Genomic DNA, 18,461 nt, shown 5'->3' with positions numbered 1-18,461 from the left:
TAACACGGGGCCATAGCTCAGCTGGGAGAGCGCCTGCATGGCATGCAGGAGGTCAGCGGTTCGATCCCGCTTGGCTCCACCACTTTCGACATTAGGCCGTCGAAGGTTCTACAACTTGAAGTTTTCGTGCGTCCCCATCGTCTAGAGGCCTAGGACATCACCCTTTCACGGTGGCGACCGGGGTTCGAATCCCCGTGGGGACGCCAGTTTCAAAACGGACTCTGCTCCCGGCAGATCATCCGGAGTTTCACTGGGGCCATAGCTCAGCTGGGAGAGCGCCTGCATGGCATGCAGGAGGTCAGCGGTTCGATCCCGCTTGGCTCCACCACTTCGACATTAGGCCGTCGAAGCATCTACAACTTGAAGTTTTCGTGCGTCCCCATCGTCTAGAGGCCTAGGACATCACCCTTTCACGGTGGCGACCGGGGTTCGAATCCCCGTGGGGACGCCAATTCTTGAAAACCCCGACCCTGGTCGGGGTTTTTCTTTGCCTGTGATTCCTGGGAAGGCCCTGTCCACGCATGGCGTGGATCTACTGCAGGGCCCGGGTAGATCCACGCCATGCGTGGATGCCCTCACCGCCACCCGCCTTCAGAACCGCCGGTACATCCCGATCGATGCAGGCGCGGTGGGAGCGAAACCAAACCGCGCGTACAAACGGTGCGCTTCGCCATCTGCCAGAAGGCTGACATATGCCGATGGCGGCAGGTTGGCCTGCATCCAACCATCCAGGCGACGCATCACCTCCTTGCCCAGGCCCTGCCCCTGCAGGCGCGGCAACACGGCGATATCGCAGACCTGCAGGTGGCAGCCGCCATCGCCGACGATGCGTCCCATCGCCACCAGCTCGTTGCCCTGGTAGGCACACACGCCATACAGGGTATTGGGCAGCGCGCGTGCCGCCGCCTCCTGGCTCTTGGCACTGAGGCCCGCCAGTACACGCAGCTGGCAATAGTCTTCAACCGTGGGCACGGCGTCGCGGAACTGGCAGGCGACGGAATCATTCATGCGCTATCTCCCTGTAGGTCGGGCTATCCTGCCTTATCCATGTCGCAGCCGCTGCGACCCACGCCCGCAGAGTTCCCATGTGCTACTCCGCCCTGATCCGCGCCGACTACGCCAAGCTGGTGCGCGAATTCGGTGCCATCCTGTCGCTGGAAGAGTTCGCCGAGCTGTACGCGCACGATCCCGGCAAGAAGCGACCGAAGACCCCGAAGGCCATGGACGACGGCTTTGCCGGCGCGCGCACCGAGCAGGGCCGCGATATCGTCGCGAAAATCCAGCAGTGGCATGCGCAGGAACGGCAGCAACTGGAAGCGGAACTGGCCCGCCAGCGCGAGCGACGCGATATCGCCAATGCCACGCTGGCGACCCGCCCCACCCAGAAAGCCCGCAACGACCTGCGCGTGGCCGGCAACCGCATCGGCCGCGCGCAAGCCCGACTGGAAGACCTGCACCGGGTGCAGCTGCTGCCACGCGACAACCGCATCTTTCCCGGCACCTATGCACCGGTCATGGTCAGCGATGGCGGCAAACGCGTGATCAAGCCGATGCGCTACCAATGCCGGCTGCCGGACAAGACGGCGCGCAACGATGTCCTGTACCCCGGCACCTACAACGCCAGGCGCGACAGCCTGGAAGGCTATTGGCGCGGTGCGTTTGGCCTGCGCCACGGCGTCGTGGTGGTGCAGGCGTTCTATGAGCACGTCCCACGCCATGCCATCGCCGGCCGGATGCTGGGTGCCGACGAGAAGGAACAGGACGTGGTGCTCGAGTTCCGCCCCGATCCGCCACGTGACCTGCTGCTGGCCTGCCTTTGGGCCGAATGGGAGGGACCGGAAGGCCGCCTGCTCTCGTTCGCCACGATCACCGACACCCCGCCACGCGATGTCGCCGCCGCAGGTCACGATCGCGGGGTGATACCGATCCGCAGGGAGCATCTGGATGCGTGGCTCAATCCCGATCCGGACAACCTGGCCGGGCAGTACCGCGTCCTCGACGACCGCGAGGACATCCGCTACGTGTACGAGGAGGCCGGCTGAAGCGCCGTTCTCACGCCGTTGCGCTGGAACGACCCACCGCACGGGCCAGCGCCCTGGTCAGATCCGCCGACAGATACGGCTTGACCAGCAGTACTCCGGCCAGCATCGACTCGGGCAGCTGCTCAGCCAGCATTCCGGTGGCGAGCACGAATGGTACGCCGCGCGCCGACAGTGCTGCCGCCACTGGCTCGCTGGTCTCATTGCGGGCCAGGCGATAGTCCAGCAGGGCCACATCCGGGGCCGAGTCTTCCAGCATGCGCAATGCTTCAGCCACGCTCGCCGCCAACCCGACCACGGTCGCGCCGGCATGCACCAGCTGCATCTGCAGCAAGGCTGCGCTCATCTCGTCGTTCTCGACCACCAGCACCCTCAGGTCCTGCAACACTGTCATCCGGCACCGCTCCTGGAGGCATTCAAGCCGGCGCAGTATAGCCACCACAGAGCCGATGCCGACAGGAAGCGCCCCGATTGGCCTTGCCTCTATGAAAGCCCTGCCGACCTCGGTTACACTCGCACGCTGCCTGCCGGTGTGGCGGAATGGTATACGCAGCTGACTCAAAATCAGCCGGGGGTAACCCCATGAAGGTTCGAGTCCTTTCACCGGCACCACTGCATCAAAGGCCAGGTCCCTGACCTGGCCTTCTGCATTTCCAGTGCCGGGCGCCGGAACTGGGATCGATGCCAACGCCCGCCCTGCCCTCGCTCCCCGAGATCCCGACCGCACGGCTGCGTCCACCTCACGCGGATGACACGACGCCCTGGTCGCGCTGCTTCTCACTGCCGGGCGTGGCCAAGCGCGGCTGCACCCTCGACCACGTGGGGACACCCGTGCTCTGGATGAACGCCCGCGGCACAGGCTCCGCGCCAACACAGAGGAACGCAACTGCGACTTCCGGCAAGTATTTAAATAGACACAGCGCACACTTTTCTTGCAAGCCTCACGTGCTTCTGCCTATCGTGATCCCAGCCGGAGCTGGGGGTGGGGGAATGCATGACGTTGCGTGCGGCGCTGTTTTTTCTGGTTACGCACGCGCTCGTCATTGCCTTTATCGGCCCGCAGGACCCGGTCGGCTCCTACCTGATGCTGATCACCGCACCGCTGCTGGCTGCACTGGCCTGCGTGCGGCGTGCACGTGACAGCCACCAGGCCGCCTGCAAATGGCGGACGCTGGGCGCGGCCGTGGGCCTGTTCTCGCTGGCCCTGCTGGCCCTGCTGTACCGCAATGTGGCCGGCCTGGCCCCTGCGCAGATGACCGCCTCAGCACTGATCCTGTACGTGTTCTACCGGATCCCCTTGACCTACGTCGCTGCAAGCCCGGGTGGCGGGAACCGCTACGTCCGTGCGGTGGACCTCGGGATCATTGCCCTGCTTTGGCTGCTGTACTACCTGCATGCGCGGGCCATGGCGCCGCTGAACACCGCCTTGTGGACGCAGTGCCTGAACACCATGAGCAGCATGCAGAACAGCCTGGTGTTCTGCTTCGCACTGATCCGTTTCCTGGCCGAGGACGATCCGGACCGCCGCGATTTTTTCCGGACTCTGACGATCTACGCGCTGGGCTACTTCCTGCTGGCCTTCTACATCAATACCTATCAGCCGCAGGTGCCCGACGGCAGTTGGGGCGACCTGCTGATCAGTGGACTGTTCGTGCTGCTGGCCACCCTGGCGGGCAGCCATCGTCGCTACCCGACAGTGGAGGTATCCCGCAGCCTGCGGCGCATCATCGATGCCGGCGTACCATTGATGCTGCCATTGCTGCTGATGCTGGTGGCGCTTCTGGTCGCGCGCCTGCAGCCGACCCTGGCCACGGTCGGCTTCATCGGCTCCCTGCTCGGCTATGCCCTGCGCAGCGTGCTGAGCCAGGTGGAGATCCAGCGCCAGCGCGACGAGCTGGAAAAACTGGCACGGCGTGATCCACTGACCGGCCTGGGCAACCGACGCAGCTTCGATGAATCGCTTGGCGCGGCCCACCGCCGCGCGCGGCGCCAAGGTCTGGGCCTGGCCGTTCTCATGATCGATATCGACCACTTCAAGCGCCTCAATGACACCTATGGCCACCCGGAAGGAGATCAGCGCCTGCAGTCGGTCGCCGCCATTCTTGATGGCTGCCTGCAACGGGGTGACGATCTGCTGGCCCGCTATGGCGGCGAGGAGTTCATCGCTGCCCTGCCCTCGCCCGATGCCGCCCACGCCATGGCCCTGGGCGAGCGGGTCCGCGCTTCGGTCGAAGCGGCTGCCCTGCCCGCCCCCGAGGCCACCGTCACCATCAGCGTCGGCGTGGCGTGGCAGGCACCGGGCGAAGAGCACGATCCGCGCGACCTGGTCGAACGCGCCGACCAGGCCCTGTATCGGGCCAAACGCGCCGGGCGCAACCGCGTATATGGCGACGCAGATACTACGGAAGACAGATGCAACCGCCGGGCCTAGACGGCGTGCAGCGCCGCCGCTCCCTGCCGCTGCCCTGCCGCGCCCTGCACGCGGAAGCTGGCCACGGTCTGCAGCAGCTGCGCCGACTGTTCTTCCATGCTGCGTGCCGCCGCCGATGCCTCCTCGACCAACGCGGCATTCTGCTGGGTGCCCTGGTCAATCAGATCGACGGCCTGGTTCATCTGCTGGATATCGTCGCTCTGCTGCTGCGCGGCCGTGCTGATTTCGCTCATCAGGTCACTGACCCGGCGCACGTTTGTCACAATCTCATCCATGGTGCGGCCCGCGCTCTCGACCTGCGCGGTACCGGCGCCGACATTGGCCACCGACGCATCGATCAGGTGCTTGATCTCCTTGGCTGCGCTGGCCGAACGCTGCGACAGCTCACGGATCTCGGTGGCAACCACGGCGAAGCCACGACCATGTTCACCGGCGCGCGCGGCCTCCACCGCTGCGTTCAGCGCAAGAATGTTGGTCTGGAAGGCGATGCCGTCGATCACCCCGATGATGTCGACGATGCGCCGCGATGAGGCATTGATCACCGCCATCGTCTCGACCACCTCATGCACCACATTGCCGCCCCGCGCGGCGACATCGGCTGCCCCACCGGCCAGCTGGCTGGCCTGGCGGGCATTGGTTGCGGTGCGCTGCACCGTCTCGGCAAGACCCTTCATCGACACCGCAGTCTCCTCCAGCGAGGCCGCCTGCTGCTCGGTGCGCTGCGACAGGTCGCTGTTGCCCTGCGCGATTTCAGTCGCACCCACGGCGATGGTGTCGGCCGCGAACTTGATCTGGCCGATGATCGCGGCCATCGCCTCGACCAGCGAATTCACGCCTTCGCACAACTCGGCAATCGGCCCGCTCTTGTCGGCGGTGGCTACGCGCTGGGTCAAGTCACCCAGCTTGGCGGCAGCCACCACCTCTCGGGTCTGCGCCACGGCGCGCTGCATGGCCTGGTTCTCGTGCACCTGCGCGGTGATGTCGGCGGCATACTTCACGACCTTGAACGGCTTTCCGTTGAGGTCCAGGATGGGGTTGTAGGAAGCCTGGATCCAGACCTCGCGCCCGTCCTTGCCCAGGCGCCGATACTGGCCCGCATCATATTCGCCGCGCCCAAGTTTCTCCCAGAACTGGCGATATTCCACGCTGCTGCGATGCCCGGGCTCGACAAACAACGAATGGTGCTGCCCGCGCACCTCGTCCAGGCTGTAGCCGGTGGCGGCGAGGAAATTGTCGTTGGCCGACAGGATGCGGCCATCCATGCTGAACTCGATCACCGCCTGCGACTTGGCGATCGCGGCCAGTTGCCCCGCCGAGTCGGCCGCCTGCAGCTTCTGCGCGGTGATGTCGGTCGCGAACTTGACCACCTTGTACGGCCGCCCCTGGCGGTCCAGCACCGGGTTGTACGAGGCCTGGATCCAGATCTCGCGCTGGCCCTTGCCGAAGCGGCGGTACTGTCCGGCGTCATATTCGCCGCGCCCCAAGCGCGCCCAGAAGTCGCGGTACTCGGCGCTGCGCGCCTGCTCGGGGTCGACGAACAGGGAATGATGCCTGCCCTGGATCTCCTCCAGCCGGTACCCCATCGCCTGCAGGAAATTGTCATTGGCCTGCAGGATGGTTCCGTCGAGCGCGAACTCGATGACGGCCTGCACGCGATGCAGCGCGGCCACCTGCGCCTCCAGCTCGGTGCGGTCGGTCATCGCCTTCGCTGTGCCGGTGCGTTGCTGCGGCGCCAGCACGCCAAGCAGCGTACGCCACGGCGACCATCGGGTATGCAGCTCGTCCGGCGCCTGCGCGCCTGCCATGAAGCCTGGAATGAGCATTGTCTGATCCTCGGTGTCCGGTAAGCGGTTGTGACCCGCCGGGCGGGATGCCCGGCGGCAACATCAGTTGCCAGGGACTACAGGTGCCAACCGGCACCTCTCGAGCGACTGCCAAGAACGTCTGCTGCGGCTGCGATCGGCATCTGGAAGCGGCGGAACACACTGCGCGGACCGCCCATCGGGGGCAGTCTGGGGTCCTGCGGCGGGTAACTGGAGCGGGATCCAGAGGGAGTATCGGCGATGCCGTCGGCCGCTTTAGCGGCATTCCGCGACGTCCGTCGCAACTCCGTCCATTACAGGCGGAATGCGGTGGACAATTGCCGTGTACTTCACACCTTTCTCACGTGTCCCCGCCCTCACACCAAGGCATTGGGCCAATGAACGGCTGGACCGGATCCGTTCCGCCACCGGTTGGCGGAACGCTGTACAGCGCAGGCGCCGGGAAGGCAGCCGACCACATCGCCCACAGAAGGATGCAGCTCAAGGAAAAAAGGTTTACATGACCGATGCGGGGTTCGCCCGCAGGGGAAAACGACCAGCATGAAGGTCCCGCAGGATGCTCATCTACATGGAGATCGCATGTTCCCTCGCTTTGCCAGCCTTCTTCTCCTGGCCCTATGCAGCAGCAATGCGCTGGCCACCGGCACCGCCTATCGACCGGCCTTCCACCCGGACCAGCTGAAGGGACCGCCCGCAGGACGCCCGAACGAAGTGCTGGTGCTGGGCAGCCCACACCTGTCCAGCCTGCCGGAGACCTTCACGCCGGCGATGCTGGAACCTCTGCTGCAGCGCCTGGAAGCCTGGCGGCCCACCGCGATCGCAGTGGAGAACCTGTCCGGCCTGCAGTGTGACTTCATGCGCCGCAATCCGGCCCGATACGCGGAGAGCGTCGCGGACTACTGCGTCGATCCGGCACCGGCGCAGGCCGCCACCGGTCTGGACGTGCCCAGCGCCAACGTGGAAATGGAACGCCTGCTTGCAGATTGGCCCAAGGCGCCAAGCGCTGCCCAGCGACGTCGCTTGGCTGCAGTCTTCCTGGCTGCGGGCGAGAGCAGCTCGGCAGTCGTCCAATGGCTGCGGCTGCCCCGGGAAGAGCGCCGTGCGGCCGACAGCCTGACTCCGGAGCTGGTGCAGTTCCTCGACACGCGCATGACCCGCCGCAACGAGGCCGTCCTGGTGGCCGGCGTGCTTGCCGCACGCCTCGGACTGGAGCGCCTGTGGTCGGTGGACGACCACACTGCGGATTCGCCCACACCGGAATCGCAGCAGAAGGCCTACGCTGCCGCCATACGCGGCGCCTGGGACAACGCCTTCGTCAAAGCACGCAGGGCGGCTGATGAACGGCTCGGAGCCAATCTTGTTCAGCCGGAAGGATTGCTCGCGATGTATCGCGCCTACAACGCACCCGAGACCGCGATGGTGGCGTTCAACAGCGACTTCGGCGCGACGCTTGTCGAACCCTCACCGGAAGGCTTCGGCCGCAACTACCTGGGCTACTGGGAAACCCGTAACCTGCGCATGGTCGCCAACATGCGCGACGTGCTCGGCCAGCATCCAGGCACCCGCATGCTGACCATCGTCGGCGCGTCACACAAGGGCTATTACGAGGCTTACCTCAACCTGATGCATGACGTGCAGCTGGTCAGTTCGGATGAAGTACTGCGCTGACGCAACTGCGCATGGGGGATGCGGTAACCATCCGCCGCATCACTCCACCGCGTTCCTGCCCACCCGCCACAGCATGATGCTGGCGGCACCGATGCAGGACAGCGTGAACACCAGCAAGGCGACCGCGCCGCCCTGCAGCACCGGCAGCAGGGCCTGCGCGTGCAGGTCGCCGCGCAGCTGTTCCGCACGCAGGCAGGCGGCCAGGGCCAGGCACCAGCCGACCATTGCCGGGGCGTAGGCACGCAGCGTCACCGGGTTGCAGACATTCATGGGACCACCTGTAGGAGGGGAAGTGCGCGGAGTATTCGCGCACGCCCTCTCACAGGTTGAGATCAGCCCTCGGTCGGATCGATGTCGCCGCCCGGCAGCTCACTCGCCTCGCCCTGTACCTGCACGTTGTTGCGGCCCATTGCCTTGGCCCGGTAGCACTGGGCATCGGCCGCCGCCACGGCCTGGTCGACGCTCATCCCGCCCGTCAAGGGTGCGATGCCGATGCTGGCGCCCACATGCAGGCGGTCCTGGTCCCACGGAATCGACAGTGACGCAAGGGTGTGCAGCAGCTCGCCGCCAATGCGCGCTGCACGACGCGGCGTGCAACCGGACAGGATCACCGCGAACTCATCGCCACCCAGCCGCGCCACCACATCCGAATCCCGCACGCCGTGGCGCAGCACGCTGGCCACCGCCCACAGCACGGCGTCACCGGCCAGATGGCCCCAGGTGTCGTTGACCGGCTTGAAGCGGTCCAGGTCGATGTACATCAGCGAGGCGGCCTGGCCGGTACGCTCCACGCGGGTGATCGCCTGCTGCAGATGCACCTCGAAGCCACGACGGTTGCTCAGCTCGGTCAGCGGATCGATCTCGGCCAGGTGGCGGGCTTCGCGCTGCCGCGCCCGCTGCTGGGTGTCGTCGCGCAGCACCCACACCGCGCCGCGCACATGGCCCTCGTCATCGCGCAGCCAGGCGCGGGTCAGATCGACCGGGATCGTGGCCGTGCCCAGGCGCAGCAGAAGGTCGGCATGCAGGTCCACCGCATTGCTTTCCGGGTCCAGCAGCACGGATACATCAAGCACCGAGCCGGGCGCGTATTCGGTGGTCAGCGCCAGCACGTCCTGCACGTTGTGCCCTGCCAGCGACAGCGCGCCATCACCGGCGAGGGTGCGGACAGCAGCGGCGTTGGCGTAATCGATACGACCGTCCAGACTGACGCTGAGCACCAGATCGGCCACGGCATCGAGGGTGATGCGGCTGCGCTGCTCGCTCTCGAACAGGCGCTGTTCGCTGCTGCGCTGGGCGCTGATGTCCTGGATCTGCGACACGAAATGCAGCGGCTCGCCATGCTCGTTGCGCACCAGCGAGACCGACAGCCGCGCCCAGATCACCTTGCCGTCGCGATCGAGATAGCGCTTTTCCAGGTGATAGTGACTGCGCCGCCCGGCCAGCAGATCCTGCACCAGGGCCAGGTCGGCCTGCAGGTCATCGGGGTGGGTCAGGCGTTGGAAATCAACCTGCAGCAGTTCCTCGCGGGGGTAGCCCAGGATCCGGCACAGGGCGTCATTGACGTCCAGCCAGCGCCCCTCCAGCGACACCAGCGCCATGCCCAGCGCCGCCGACGTGAACGCACCGGCGAATTTCTCCGCCGCCAGGCGTGCTTCGGCACGTGCCTGCAGGATCTCGGTGATGTCGATGGACATGCCGACGTAGCCGATGCGAGCGCCGCCGGCACCATCCATGCGGCTGATCGACAGGCGCACCTGGCGTGGCTGGCCGTCCTTGCGCCGCAATGTCCATTGCCTTGAATAGGTCTGCGCATCGGCACGGGCGCTGAGGGCTTCAAACGCGCCCGGCAGGCGTCCGTCCGCAGCCGCCAGCGGGCGCAGCCATGCCGCCAACTCGTCCGGATCGTGGAAATCACCCAGTCGCCGCTGTCCGACCACTTCCTCCGCGCTGTATCCCAGCAGGCGTTGCGCACCGGTATTGAACAGGGTAATGGTGCCTTCGGTATCGGTCGCGATCACCGCCACCTCGTCGGACGCATCGACCACGGCCTGCAGCCGCTGCCGGCTTTCGGCGGCGTCCTGCCGCGCCTGCTGCAGCTCGGTCACGTCGGCATGCGCACCGGCCATCCACAGCGGTCGTCCCTGCCCATCCCATTCGAACACGCGGCCACGGTCGTGGATCCATATCCACTGGCCGTTCTTGTGGCGCATGCGGAGCAGGCAGACATAGTTGTCGCTGCGGCCTTCAAAATGATCCTCAAGTGCCGCGTCGGACAGGACGATGTCATCGGGATGGACCAGCTTCAGGAACGTCTTCTGGCACACCGGCTCCAGCTCTTCCAGGCGATAACCGACGATCTCCGCCCAGCGCGCATTGACCCGCATCTCGCCGGTCTGCACGTTCCACTCCCAGGTGCCGGCGGCGGTGCCGTCAATGATCATCGCCAGGCGACGACGCTCTTCGGCCAGCGCCTGCAGGCGCCGCTCCAGCAACCCGTTGCCGTTGGTTCCCTGGCCGGCCATCAACCCGTACCCCGGCCCGCACAGGGAGGCCGCGGCCGCAGCGCGACGCTGCAGACCTCAACGAAGACGACGGGTCCTGCTGGCGTCATGGCCCTCCCCAGCAACAGCGGGGTGGCCGGACGCCTCCCCTCAAGCGCAAGTGTGCGCAATCACGGGGAAAATCGACAAGTCCCCCGCCACGAATCAAGCGTGACGGGGAACACGGTCCTCAACTGCGCTTGGCGCGGGCGAAGGCCTCGGCCAAGGCGTTGTTGGCCGGGGGCGCGGACGCGGCGGGACGGCCGCCATTGCCCTGGCCCCGGTTCGGCCCGCGGTTCTGGCCGCCTGCATCGCGGCGCGGACCCTGCCCATGGCCGCGCTCATCACGCTGGCCCGGGCGGCTGGTGGCTTGGCCGGGGGTATCATCCAGGCGCCGGGTCAGGGCGATGCGCTTGCGCGCCACGTCCACCTCCAGCACCTTCACCTTGACGATATCGCCGGCCTTGACCACGTCGCGCGGGTCCTTCACGAACGTATCGGACAGGGCCGAAATGTGGATCAGGCCATCCTGGTGCACACCGATATCGACGAAGGCACCAAAGGCCGCCACGTTGCTTACCACACCCTCGAGCACCATGCCCTCGCGCAGATCCTTGATGTCCTCGACGCCCTCGGCGAAGCGTGCCGCCTTGAACTCGGGGCGTGGATCTCGGCCCGGCTTCTCCAGTTCCTTGAGGATGTCACGCACGGTCGGCACGCCAAAGGTGGCATCGGTGAACTGCTCGGCCTTCAGGCCGCGCAGGAAGCTGCCATCACCGATCAGCGCCTTGATCGGGCGCGCGGTGCTGGCCACAATGCGCTCGACCACCGGGTAGGCCTCGGGGTGTACCGCCGAAGCATCCAGCGGCTCATCACCGTCGGCAATGCGCAGGAAGCCCGCGCACTGTTCAAAGGTCTTCTCGCCCAGGCGCGCCACCTTCAGCAGGTCCTTGCGGCGCTTGAACGGGCCGTTCGCATCACGGTGGCGCACGATGTTCTCGGCCACCGTGGCCGACAGGCCGGACACCCGCGACAACAGTGCAGCCGAAGCGGTGTTCACGTACACGCCCACCGCGTTCACGCAGTCCTCCACGCGGGCATCCAGCGCGCGCGCCAGACGGTACTGGTCCACATCGTGCTGGTACTGGCCGACACCGATGGCCTTGGGTTCGATCTTCACCAGTTCGGCCAGCGGGTCCTGCAGGCGGCGGGCGATCGACACCGCCCCACGTAGCGACACGTCCAGCTCCGGGAACTCCCTGGCCGCGAACTCGGACGCCGAGTACACCGACGCGCCGGCCTCGCTGACCACCACCTTCTGCAGCTTCGGGTTGCCAGCGGCCTTGATCGCTTCGCCGGCCAGCTTGTCGGTTTCACGGCTGGCGGTGCCGTTGCCGATCGCGATCAGTTCCACGTTGTGCTTGGCGCACAGCTGCTTGATCGTCTGCAGCGACTGCTCCCACTGGCGACGCGGCTCGTGCGGGTAGATGGTGTCGGTGGCCACCAGCTTGCCGGTGGCATCGACCACGGCGATCTTGCAGCCGGTGCGGATGCCCGGGTCCAGTCCGAGCACGGTCTTCGGGCCGGCGGGTGCCGCCAGCAACAGGTCCTTCAGGTTGTCGCCGAACACCGCGATGGCCTCGGCTTCGGCCTTCTCGCGGGCCTGGTTGAACAGGTCCAGCAGCAGGTGCGTGTGCAGCTTGGCGCGCCAGGTGAGCCGGCAGGCGTCCAGCAGCCAGCGGTCGGCGGCGCGGCCCTGGTCGGCGATGCCGGCCCTGCGCGCCACGCGCCCTTCGGCGTACTGGTGGCCGGCCTCGGCATCACTGCCGGGGTCCAGCTCCAGGAACAGGATCTCCTCGCGGCGCGCGCGGAACAGCGCCAGCAGCCGGTGCGAGGGAATCTTCGCCAACGACTCGGCGTGATCGAAGTAATCGCGGTACTTGGCGCCTTCGGTTTCCTTGCCCTCGGCCACGCGCGCGCGGATCACGCCGGTTTCGCCCAGCCAGGTGCGCAGTTCGCCGACCAGCGCGGCGTCTTCACCCCAGCGCTCCATCAGGATCGCGCGCGCACCTTCCAGCGCAGCCTTGGTGTCGGCCACGCCTTTGTCGGCATTGACGAAGCTGGCCGCAAAGCTCTGCGGGTCCTGCGTCGGGTCGGCCAGCAGGCCATCGGCCAGCGGCTCCAGCCCCGCCTCGCGGGCGATCTGGGCGCGGGTACGGCGCTTGGGCTTGTACGGCAGGTACAGGTCTTCCAGACGGCTCTTGGTATCGGCGGCCAGGATGTCGTTGCGCAGTTCGTCGCTGAGCTTGCCCTGTTCGCCGATGCTGGCCAGCACCGCTGCGCGACGGTCCTCCAGCTCGCGCAGGTAGGTCAGGCGCACTTCCAGGTTGCGCAGCTGGGTGTCGTCCAGGCCGCCGGTCACTTCCTTGCGGTAGCGCGCGATGAACGGAACGCTGGCGCCCTCGTCGAGCAGGCCGACGGCGGCGCGCACCTGGGCGGACTGGGCACCGATCTCGTCGGCGATGGTCTGGGCGATCTGCTGGGCGAGCGCGCTCTGGGCGTTCTTGGCGTCGTGCATTGCTTCAGGTCTGTGCCGCATTACGGGAAGACCCCATTCTGGCAACCCGCGACGGAGCCGGACAAGGCATTGACAGGGCGCAAGGTTCAGCGGCGTAGCCGGATTGGACGCCGGCATCCTGGCAAAGCGCGGGCCCGGACTGGCCCTGGGCTGGGATGCCGGCGCGGGCGCGCGATGGTGGGCGCGCCCTGCCGCGTGTTACGAAGGTCAGCGGTAGTGGCGGGCGGCGCGCTGCATGACGATCTCGTCACGCATGCCTTCCAGGGCCATCAGGCGGACCTTGCCGACACCCTGCAGTTCCATGAACCGCTCCGTGTAGAACTCCGGCCCCAGCGCGGTGTCGGCGCGGGATTTGCTGAAGCCGTAGGGCACCACGCCCTTCTCGCCATCCTTGCTACCACCGACATAAAGAACGATTGCCATGTGATGTATTCCTCCAAATTGCTACTGCGTACTGCACTCGATGAGCGATGCTGCGAGCTCATCGAGGGAGAGCTTACCGCGTCGAACCTGACTGGAACGTCACGAAGGCTAATGACGATCGGTTGCATGCAGATGACGGCGGGATCGCAGCAGAATGCTTACGGATCTTTAACTTCCGGCTAACGAATCAGTACGGGATTCCCGCCAACGGCGCAGCCCCTCGTGGGTGGTTTGGTTGGTCGCGGAAAGCCGGTTTCCTGTGGGCTGGCCGGGAGGGTGGGTAGGCCGGGGACGCCGTGAACCCATCCATGGGGGCTTGGCCGCGGCATCCATGCCGCGGACACCCCGCCCTACCCACCCTCCCGGCCGCTGACAGATTCCTGGTGCCTGCCGCCACCCACGGAGAATAGAAAGAAGATCAAAAGCAGAAGCAGCCGGGCTGGCCGCTTTTTTGTTGTAGAGCCGAGCCTGCGCTCGGCTTCGCGAGCTGGCCTGAAAGCAGCCGAGCGCGGGCTCGGCTCTACACGAGCAAGCGCAGCGCGCGACCCGCTTCTGCTGTTCTTTTTCTTTTCCGTGGCTGGACGCGGCCGAGAACTGTCAGCGGCCGGGCGGGATGGGTTCGCGGGACCGTTGGCGCCATGGATGGCGCCATCGAGCCCCCAAGGACGGGTTTACGGCGTGTCCCGCGAACCCACCCCGCCCGGCCCGATCACATGAAACGTATTCCGCGACCAAGCCACGAGGGGCTGCGCCGTTGGCTGGAAACTACGGCCACCAGCCACGCCCGAACCGGGCGAAATGATCGGCCGCCCGTTCAAACGGGTTGCGCGCACTCACCCCGCCGCACAGCAGGTATACCGGCAGGTACAGCGGGCCCAGCACCATGTACTGGTACACGTGCGCACGTTCGTGATCATCCAGCCGGATCAGCGGTTCCACGCCCCACCCCGCCTGATGCGCATAGGTGCGGCAGGAAATGCCCAGGTCATGGCCGGTATGCAGGATCACGTTCCCCAGCGTGATCGCCCCGCCTGGCCCCCACGGCCAGCGGTCGAACACCAGCGCACAGTCGCGCGCGCTCCAACGCAATGACGCGCCGCCGAGCATACCGGCCAGGCCGCCAATCAGGCCGAGCAGCGAATTGGGCAACGTCCATGCTGCGCCCAGCATCTGCAGCGCACGCAGCCACAGCGGCCAGGGTCGAGCGGCCGTGTTCAATCGGCCTCGTTCGGCATCAGCAGCCACAGGATCAGGTAGATCAGAATGCCGGGGAAGGCGGCCGAGCCAATCGATATCAGCACGAACACGATCCGCACCAGCGTGGGGTTCCAGCCGAAGCGGTGGGCGATGCCGCCCATCACGCCGGCGATCATGCGATCGTTCAATGAGCGCGACAGCGTCTTGGGCGTGGTGTTCATGGCAGCGGCTCCGGGAAACGGACAAGGCAGTCGAGCATGGCTGGACTCTACACCGCCCCGATGTCTACGGCGTGCGGTGGCGCAGGGCCTGCAGGCGTGCGCCGAACCAGGTGGCTGCGGTCTGTTCAGGCTGACCCGGGCACTGGATGCGGTAAGGCTTGCCGCTCATGCTGCTCTGGCTGGCGGCGCGCTCGATGAACTGCTCGGCGCTGTCCACCATGTCCTTCTTCAGCAGGTAGTCGTACTTGCGCTGCAGGTGCGCGCGCGCATCACTGGCGTCGTACCAGCTGCCATTGCGCTGGAACCGGCACTGCGAGCCGTCCAGGCTGGCGATCAGCTGGGCGATCTCCCGGCGTGCATCCGCACTGGGTGCGGCCTGGGCAAGTGGCGCTGCCAGCAGTGCTGCAAGAATCAACAAAATCCGGTACGTCATCATCCCCCCAGGTCAGTCGAGCATGGCTCGACTCTACAGGTCGCGCGCCTTCAGCCAGCCATCGATCGTGGCCGGCACTTCGCGCTGCGCGCGGCCGGACACGTAGATACCAATATGGCCACCGCGGAAACTGGACTCGGTGTAGTCATCCGTACCCAGGCGCCCGCGCATCGCGCGCGAGGCGTCCGGCGGCACCAGATGGTCCTGCTCGGCGTAGATGTTCAACACCGGCAGCGTCACCTGCGACAGATCCACCGCTTCCTCGCCGATCCGTACCGTGCCCTTCATCAGGCCATTGGCCTGGTAGAACTGCTTGATGAAATCGCGGAACGCCTCGCCCGCCAGGTCCGGCGAATCGAAGATCCACTTTTCCATGCGCAGGAAGTCCTCCAGCGCCGCCTTGTCATCGAGGATGTCGAGCAGGCCGACGTACTTCTGCACGTTCAGGCGGAATGGCTTGAGCATCAGGTAGCTGGCATTCATCAGGTCGGCCGGGATGTTGCCCAGCGTGTCGACCAGCAGGTCCACGTCCACCTGCCGCGCCCAGTGCGAGAGCATGTTGTCGGCGGTCTGGAAATCGACCGGGGTGACCATGGTGATCAGCTTGCCCAGCTTCTGCCGGCGCAGCGCCGCGTAGCACAGCGCGAACACGCCACCCTGGCAGATGCCGAGCAGGTCGACCGGGCCACCACTGCGCGCACGCAGCGCATCCACCGCGCCGTCGATGTAGCGCAGCAGGTAGTCCTCCAGGGTCTGGAAGCGCTCCGAGCGATCCGGGTAGCCCCAGTCCAGCACGTAGACGTCCTGACCCAGCGCCAACAGCTTCTGCACCAGGGAGCGGTCGGCCTGCAGGTCGACCATGTACGGCCGGTTGACCAGCGCGTACACGATCAGCAGCGGCGTGCGCCGGGTCGGCGCCTGTTCGCCGACGAAGCGGTACAGCACCACCTTGCCGTCGCGCCAGACTTCCTCGCGCGCGGTCACGCCATAGTCCACGTCTTCCACTTGCGGCAGCAGCTTCAGCCCCTCCATCAGCTTGCGCTGCATGGCCAGGGTCTCCTGCATCAGGTCATCGGCGTTGAAGCCCAACGGTCCCTTCATCGGTCACGCGCCCGTGAGGAGGTGCGAGATTGGGGCTTTTTCGCAGCCGCCTTTTTTGCAGGCGCCTTCGTTGCCGGTGCGGTCTTGTTCGCGGCCTTGCGCGCGGCAGGCTTCACTTTTGCCGGCGCCGGCTGCGCAACCGGATCGACCGCAGCGGTTCCGGCCAGCACTGCCACCTGCGCCTGCAGGCGGCGCAGGCTGCGCTCCAGCTCGGCGATGCGGCGGTGTGCGGCATCCATCTCGCTGCGGGTCGGCAGGCCGATACGTTCACTCATCTGTTCCACCTCGCGCTGCAGGCCGGCACGCAGGCGCATCTGCGCGTTGCCCAGCGAGGCGTACACCTGCTGGAACGGTTCGGACATGGCGACCTTGGCGTAGGCCTCCTCGGCCACTTCGATCCACAGGTCGAACATCGCGCGGGCGCTGGTCAGCTGGCTGCCCGGCTGTTCGTGCTCGGCCAGGCGCTGCTCGAACAACGCAAAGGCCTCGTCCAGTGCCCGCTTGATCAGGTCGACATAGGCGCGCGAATGCTGCTGGTATTCTTCCTGCGCACGCAGCAGGGCCTGCCAGCGCGCCTGGTGCTCGCGGCCGGGGCCGAATGCCGGGCTCTGCAGCCATGGGCCCGCCTGCAGCTGGAACTGCTGCAGCCATGCGGCGAATTCGGGCACGGCGGCGCCGGCGTGGGTGCTGCCACGGGCCCCTTGCAGCATCCATTGCAGCATGCCATCGCCCTGCCCCTGCACCGCCTCACGCCAGGCCTGGGCCACATCGGCACTGCTGGCGTCGCGGCCGGCAAACCGAGCGGCGACCTCTTGCATGGTGCCGTACCAGCTCCCGGCCTGTTCGCGGAACCGGCGCACGGCATCTTCCGGCGCGCCTGGGCCCTGTTCCGGCAACAGCTGGCCCCACCAGTCGAACAGGCGCTGCCAGCTGCCCGGGTCGTCGCCCGCCGGTGCGCTGGGCGTGCCCGCGTGGCGCAGGGCATCGCCCCAGGCGCCGAAGTACTGCCGGGCCAGGGTCTCGAAATCACTGCTGCCGGCGTCGTGGGCCGAGCTGGTCATCGCAGGCCTCCGCAGGGCTGGCTCATGGCTTGGGAATGCGCAGGGTCTTGCTGATCATCAGCGACCCGGACAGGGCGAACAGCAGCACCATCGGGTGCAGCTGCCACGGACCGATCTGCCACTGGCCGAACCAGATGTTCTGGCCGATGGCATCGGTACCGGCGGCGATCGCCAGCACGATCACCAGCACCAGGCTGGTCGGGATAGGGGTGCCTTCAAAATGCGTGACCTTGCCCTCGTCGCCGGTCATTGCCTCGGCGGTGACGTTGTAGCGCGCCAGGCGGCTGACGCCACAGCAGACGAAATAGCTCAGCACCAGCCAGTCCCAGCCGCCCTGCATGCCACATGCATAGGCCAGCGCCGCCGGCGCGACGCCGAACGAGATCACGTCGGACAGCGAATCCAGCTCGCGCCCCAGGGTGGAGCTGGACTTGCGCCAGCGCGCGATGCGGCCGTCGAGGGCGTCGAAGATGAAGGCCAGCGGTATCAGCGCCATGCCGAACAGCAGGTAGCCGCGCTCGCCGTCCTGCAGGAAGCGCATTGCGGCAAACACCGCACCGGTGCCGCAGAAAGCATTGGCCAAGGTGAACCAGTCGGCCAGCTGGAATTCGCGCAGCATCGAGAAGTGACGTTTCATGGGGTCTCACGGAGCATCGAGGCCCACAGGTTACCGCGAGCGCCGCTGCCGGCGACAGCGCCGGCAGGCCGCGGCCTTCACCGTTCCCTCACGCGCCCTCACCGGCGGTGAATTTTTCGCCACCCATCTTGACAGCCTAGGGGGGTGGCGCCTGTCGCGGTTTATCCACAAAGTTGCCCACGCGTAATCCACACCCCCTGTGGACAACCAGATCTCACCGACTGCGACGCTGGACATTTCCTCATCACCCTGCAGCGGGGTTTCCCTACTTCCCAAGCCGCAAGGTCAGCGCTATGGTCATCGGCGGAC

16 protein-coding genes and 5 tRNA genes are annotated in these 18,461 nt (G+C 66.5%); 8 read left to right on the top strand and 13 right to left on the bottom strand.

The genetic code is table 11. From position 1 onward, the window contains the following. Nucleotides 1–6: 6 nt before the first annotated feature. The 4 genes from VG543_RS09365 (at nt 7) to VG543_RS09350 (ending at nt 451) form a co-directional block, all read left to right on the top strand. Nucleotides 7–82, top strand: a tRNA-Ala gene (locus tag VG543_RS09365). 48 nt (nt 83–130) lie between these two features. Further along, a tRNA-Glu gene (locus VG543_RS09360) sits at nt 131–206 on the top strand. 46 nt (nt 207–252) lie between these two features. Next, a tRNA-Ala gene (locus VG543_RS09355) sits at nt 253–328 on the top strand. Nucleotides 329–375: 47 nt separating this feature from the next. Further along, nucleotides 376–451: transfer RNA gene (locus tag VG543_RS09350), tRNA-Glu, on the top strand. 140 nt (nt 452–591) lie between these two features. Here the strand turns inward: VG543_RS09350 and VG543_RS09345 are convergent. Continuing rightward, nucleotides 592–1,008, bottom strand: coding sequence for a GNAT family N-acetyltransferase (locus tag VG543_RS09345; protein WP_019660250.1), 417 nt, complete (start codon nt 1,006–1,008; stop codon nt 592–594). 77 nt (nt 1,009–1,085) lie between these two features. Here VG543_RS09345 and VG543_RS09340 point away from each other — a divergent pair, with 77 nt between their 5' ends. Continuing rightward, a complete protein-coding gene (locus VG543_RS09340) occupies nt 1,086–2,042 on the top strand; it encodes an SOS response-associated peptidase family protein (protein ID WP_019660251.1) in 957 nt (318 codons plus the stop codon). Nucleotides 2,043–2,052: 10 nt separating this feature from the next. Here the strand turns inward: VG543_RS09340 and VG543_RS09335 are convergent, their stop codons facing one another. Continuing rightward, nucleotides 2,053–2,433, bottom strand: coding sequence for a response regulator (locus tag VG543_RS09335; protein ID WP_021204524.1), 381 nt, complete (start codon nt 2,431–2,433; stop codon nt 2,053–2,055). 132 nt (nt 2,434–2,565) lie between these two features. On the opposite strand from VG543_RS09335, the gene VG543_RS09330 reads away from it, so the two are divergent. Further along, nucleotides 2,566–2,651 (top strand) — tRNA-Leu (locus VG543_RS09330). 382 nt (nt 2,652–3,033) lie between these two features. Next, nucleotides 3,034–4,470, top strand: coding sequence for a GGDEF domain-containing protein (locus tag VG543_RS09325; protein WP_423178386.1), 1,437 nt, complete (start codon nt 3,034–3,036; stop codon nt 4,468–4,470). Here VG543_RS09325 and VG543_RS09320 read toward each other — a convergent pair. Next, complete coding sequence (locus VG543_RS09320; RefSeq protein WP_134730751.1) at nt 4,467–6,293, bottom strand: methyl-accepting chemotaxis protein; 1,827 nt, start codon at nt 6,291–6,293, stop codon at nt 4,467–4,469. The two genes, VG543_RS09325 and VG543_RS09320, sit on opposite strands and share 4 nt — an antisense overlap. Before the next feature lie 579 nt (nt 6,294–6,872). Here VG543_RS09320 and VG543_RS09315 point away from each other — a divergent pair. Continuing rightward, nucleotides 6,873–7,961 carry a DUF5694 domain-containing protein gene (locus VG543_RS09315; RefSeq protein WP_155029759.1) on the top strand — a complete coding sequence of 363 codons (1,089 nt, stop codon included), beginning with the start codon at nt 6,873–6,875 and terminating at the stop codon, nt 7,959–7,961. 39 nt (nt 7,962–8,000) lie between these two features. Here the strand turns inward: VG543_RS09315 and VG543_RS09310 are convergent, their stop codons facing one another. The 10 genes from VG543_RS09310 to VG543_RS09265 all read right to left on the bottom strand — a co-directional run bounded on the left by VG543_RS09310 (nt 8,001) and on the right by VG543_RS09265 (nt 18,152). Next, nucleotides 8,001–8,231: a hypothetical protein gene (locus tag VG543_RS09310; protein WP_155029760.1), complete on the bottom strand. Its 231-nt coding sequence runs from the start codon at nt 8,229–8,231 to the stop codon at nt 8,001–8,003. 62 nt (nt 8,232–8,293) lie between these two features. After that, complete coding sequence (locus VG543_RS09305) at nt 8,294–10,483, bottom strand: PAS domain S-box protein (protein WP_111099252.1); 2,190 nt, start codon at nt 10,481–10,483, stop codon at nt 8,294–8,296. A gap of 208 nt (nt 10,484–10,691) precedes the next feature. Then, entirely contained in the window at nt 10,692–13,079 is a 2,388-nt protein-coding gene (locus VG543_RS09300) for a Tex family protein (RefSeq protein ID WP_019660258.1), read from the bottom strand. A 207-nt stretch (nt 13,080–13,286) separates the two neighbouring features. Beyond that, nucleotides 13,287–13,502: a hypothetical protein gene (locus tag VG543_RS09295; RefSeq protein WP_005410085.1), complete on the bottom strand. Its 216-nt coding sequence runs from the start codon at nt 13,500–13,502 to the stop codon at nt 13,287–13,289. A gap of 765 nt (nt 13,503–14,267) precedes the next feature. Then, entirely contained in the window at nt 14,268–14,720 is a 453-nt protein-coding gene (locus VG543_RS09290; protein WP_019660259.1) for a hypothetical protein, read from the bottom strand. After that, nucleotides 14,717–14,920, bottom strand: a complete 204-nt coding sequence (locus tag VG543_RS09285) for a PspC domain-containing protein (RefSeq protein WP_058981420.1) — start codon at nt 14,918–14,920, stop codon at nt 14,717–14,719. The genes VG543_RS09290 and VG543_RS09285 overlap by 4 nt, the downstream gene beginning before the upstream one ends. A gap of 64 nt (nt 14,921–14,984) precedes the next feature. Beyond that, entirely contained in the window at nt 14,985–15,353 is a 369-nt protein-coding gene (locus VG543_RS09280) for a YfeK family protein (RefSeq protein ID WP_423178387.1), read from the bottom strand. A 33-nt stretch (nt 15,354–15,386) separates the two neighbouring features. Beyond that, nucleotides 15,387–16,454 (bottom strand): class III poly(R)-hydroxyalkanoic acid synthase subunit PhaC, encoded by a 1,068-nt coding sequence (phaC, locus tag VG543_RS09275; RefSeq protein ID WP_423178388.1) that lies wholly within the window; start codon nt 16,452–16,454, stop codon nt 15,387–15,389. Continuing rightward, the gene (phaE, locus tag VG543_RS09270; protein ID WP_423178389.1) at nt 16,451–17,515 is read right to left on the bottom strand and encodes a class III poly(R)-hydroxyalkanoic acid synthase subunit PhaE; all 1,065 of its coding nucleotides are present in this window, start codon (nt 17,513–17,515) and stop codon (nt 16,451–16,453) included. The genes phaC and phaE overlap by 4 nt, the downstream gene beginning before the upstream one ends. A 22-nt stretch (nt 17,516–17,537) precedes the next feature. Further along, on the bottom strand, nt 17,538–18,152 hold the full coding sequence (locus VG543_RS09265) for a CDP-alcohol phosphatidyltransferase family protein (RefSeq protein ID WP_164145441.1): 615 nt from the start codon (nt 18,150–18,152) through the stop codon (nt 17,538–17,540). Nucleotides 18,153–18,461 lie beyond the last annotated feature (309 nt).

It is taken from the genome of Stenotrophomonas sp. CASM101 (assembly GCF_049384845.1).
Taxonomy (GTDB): Bacteria; Pseudomonadota; Gammaproteobacteria; order Xanthomonadales; family Xanthomonadaceae; genus Stenotrophomonas; species Stenotrophomonas hibiscicola.
Note: the sequence above shows the minus strand (reverse complement) of the source record. Positions and strands in the feature narration are given on the sequence as shown.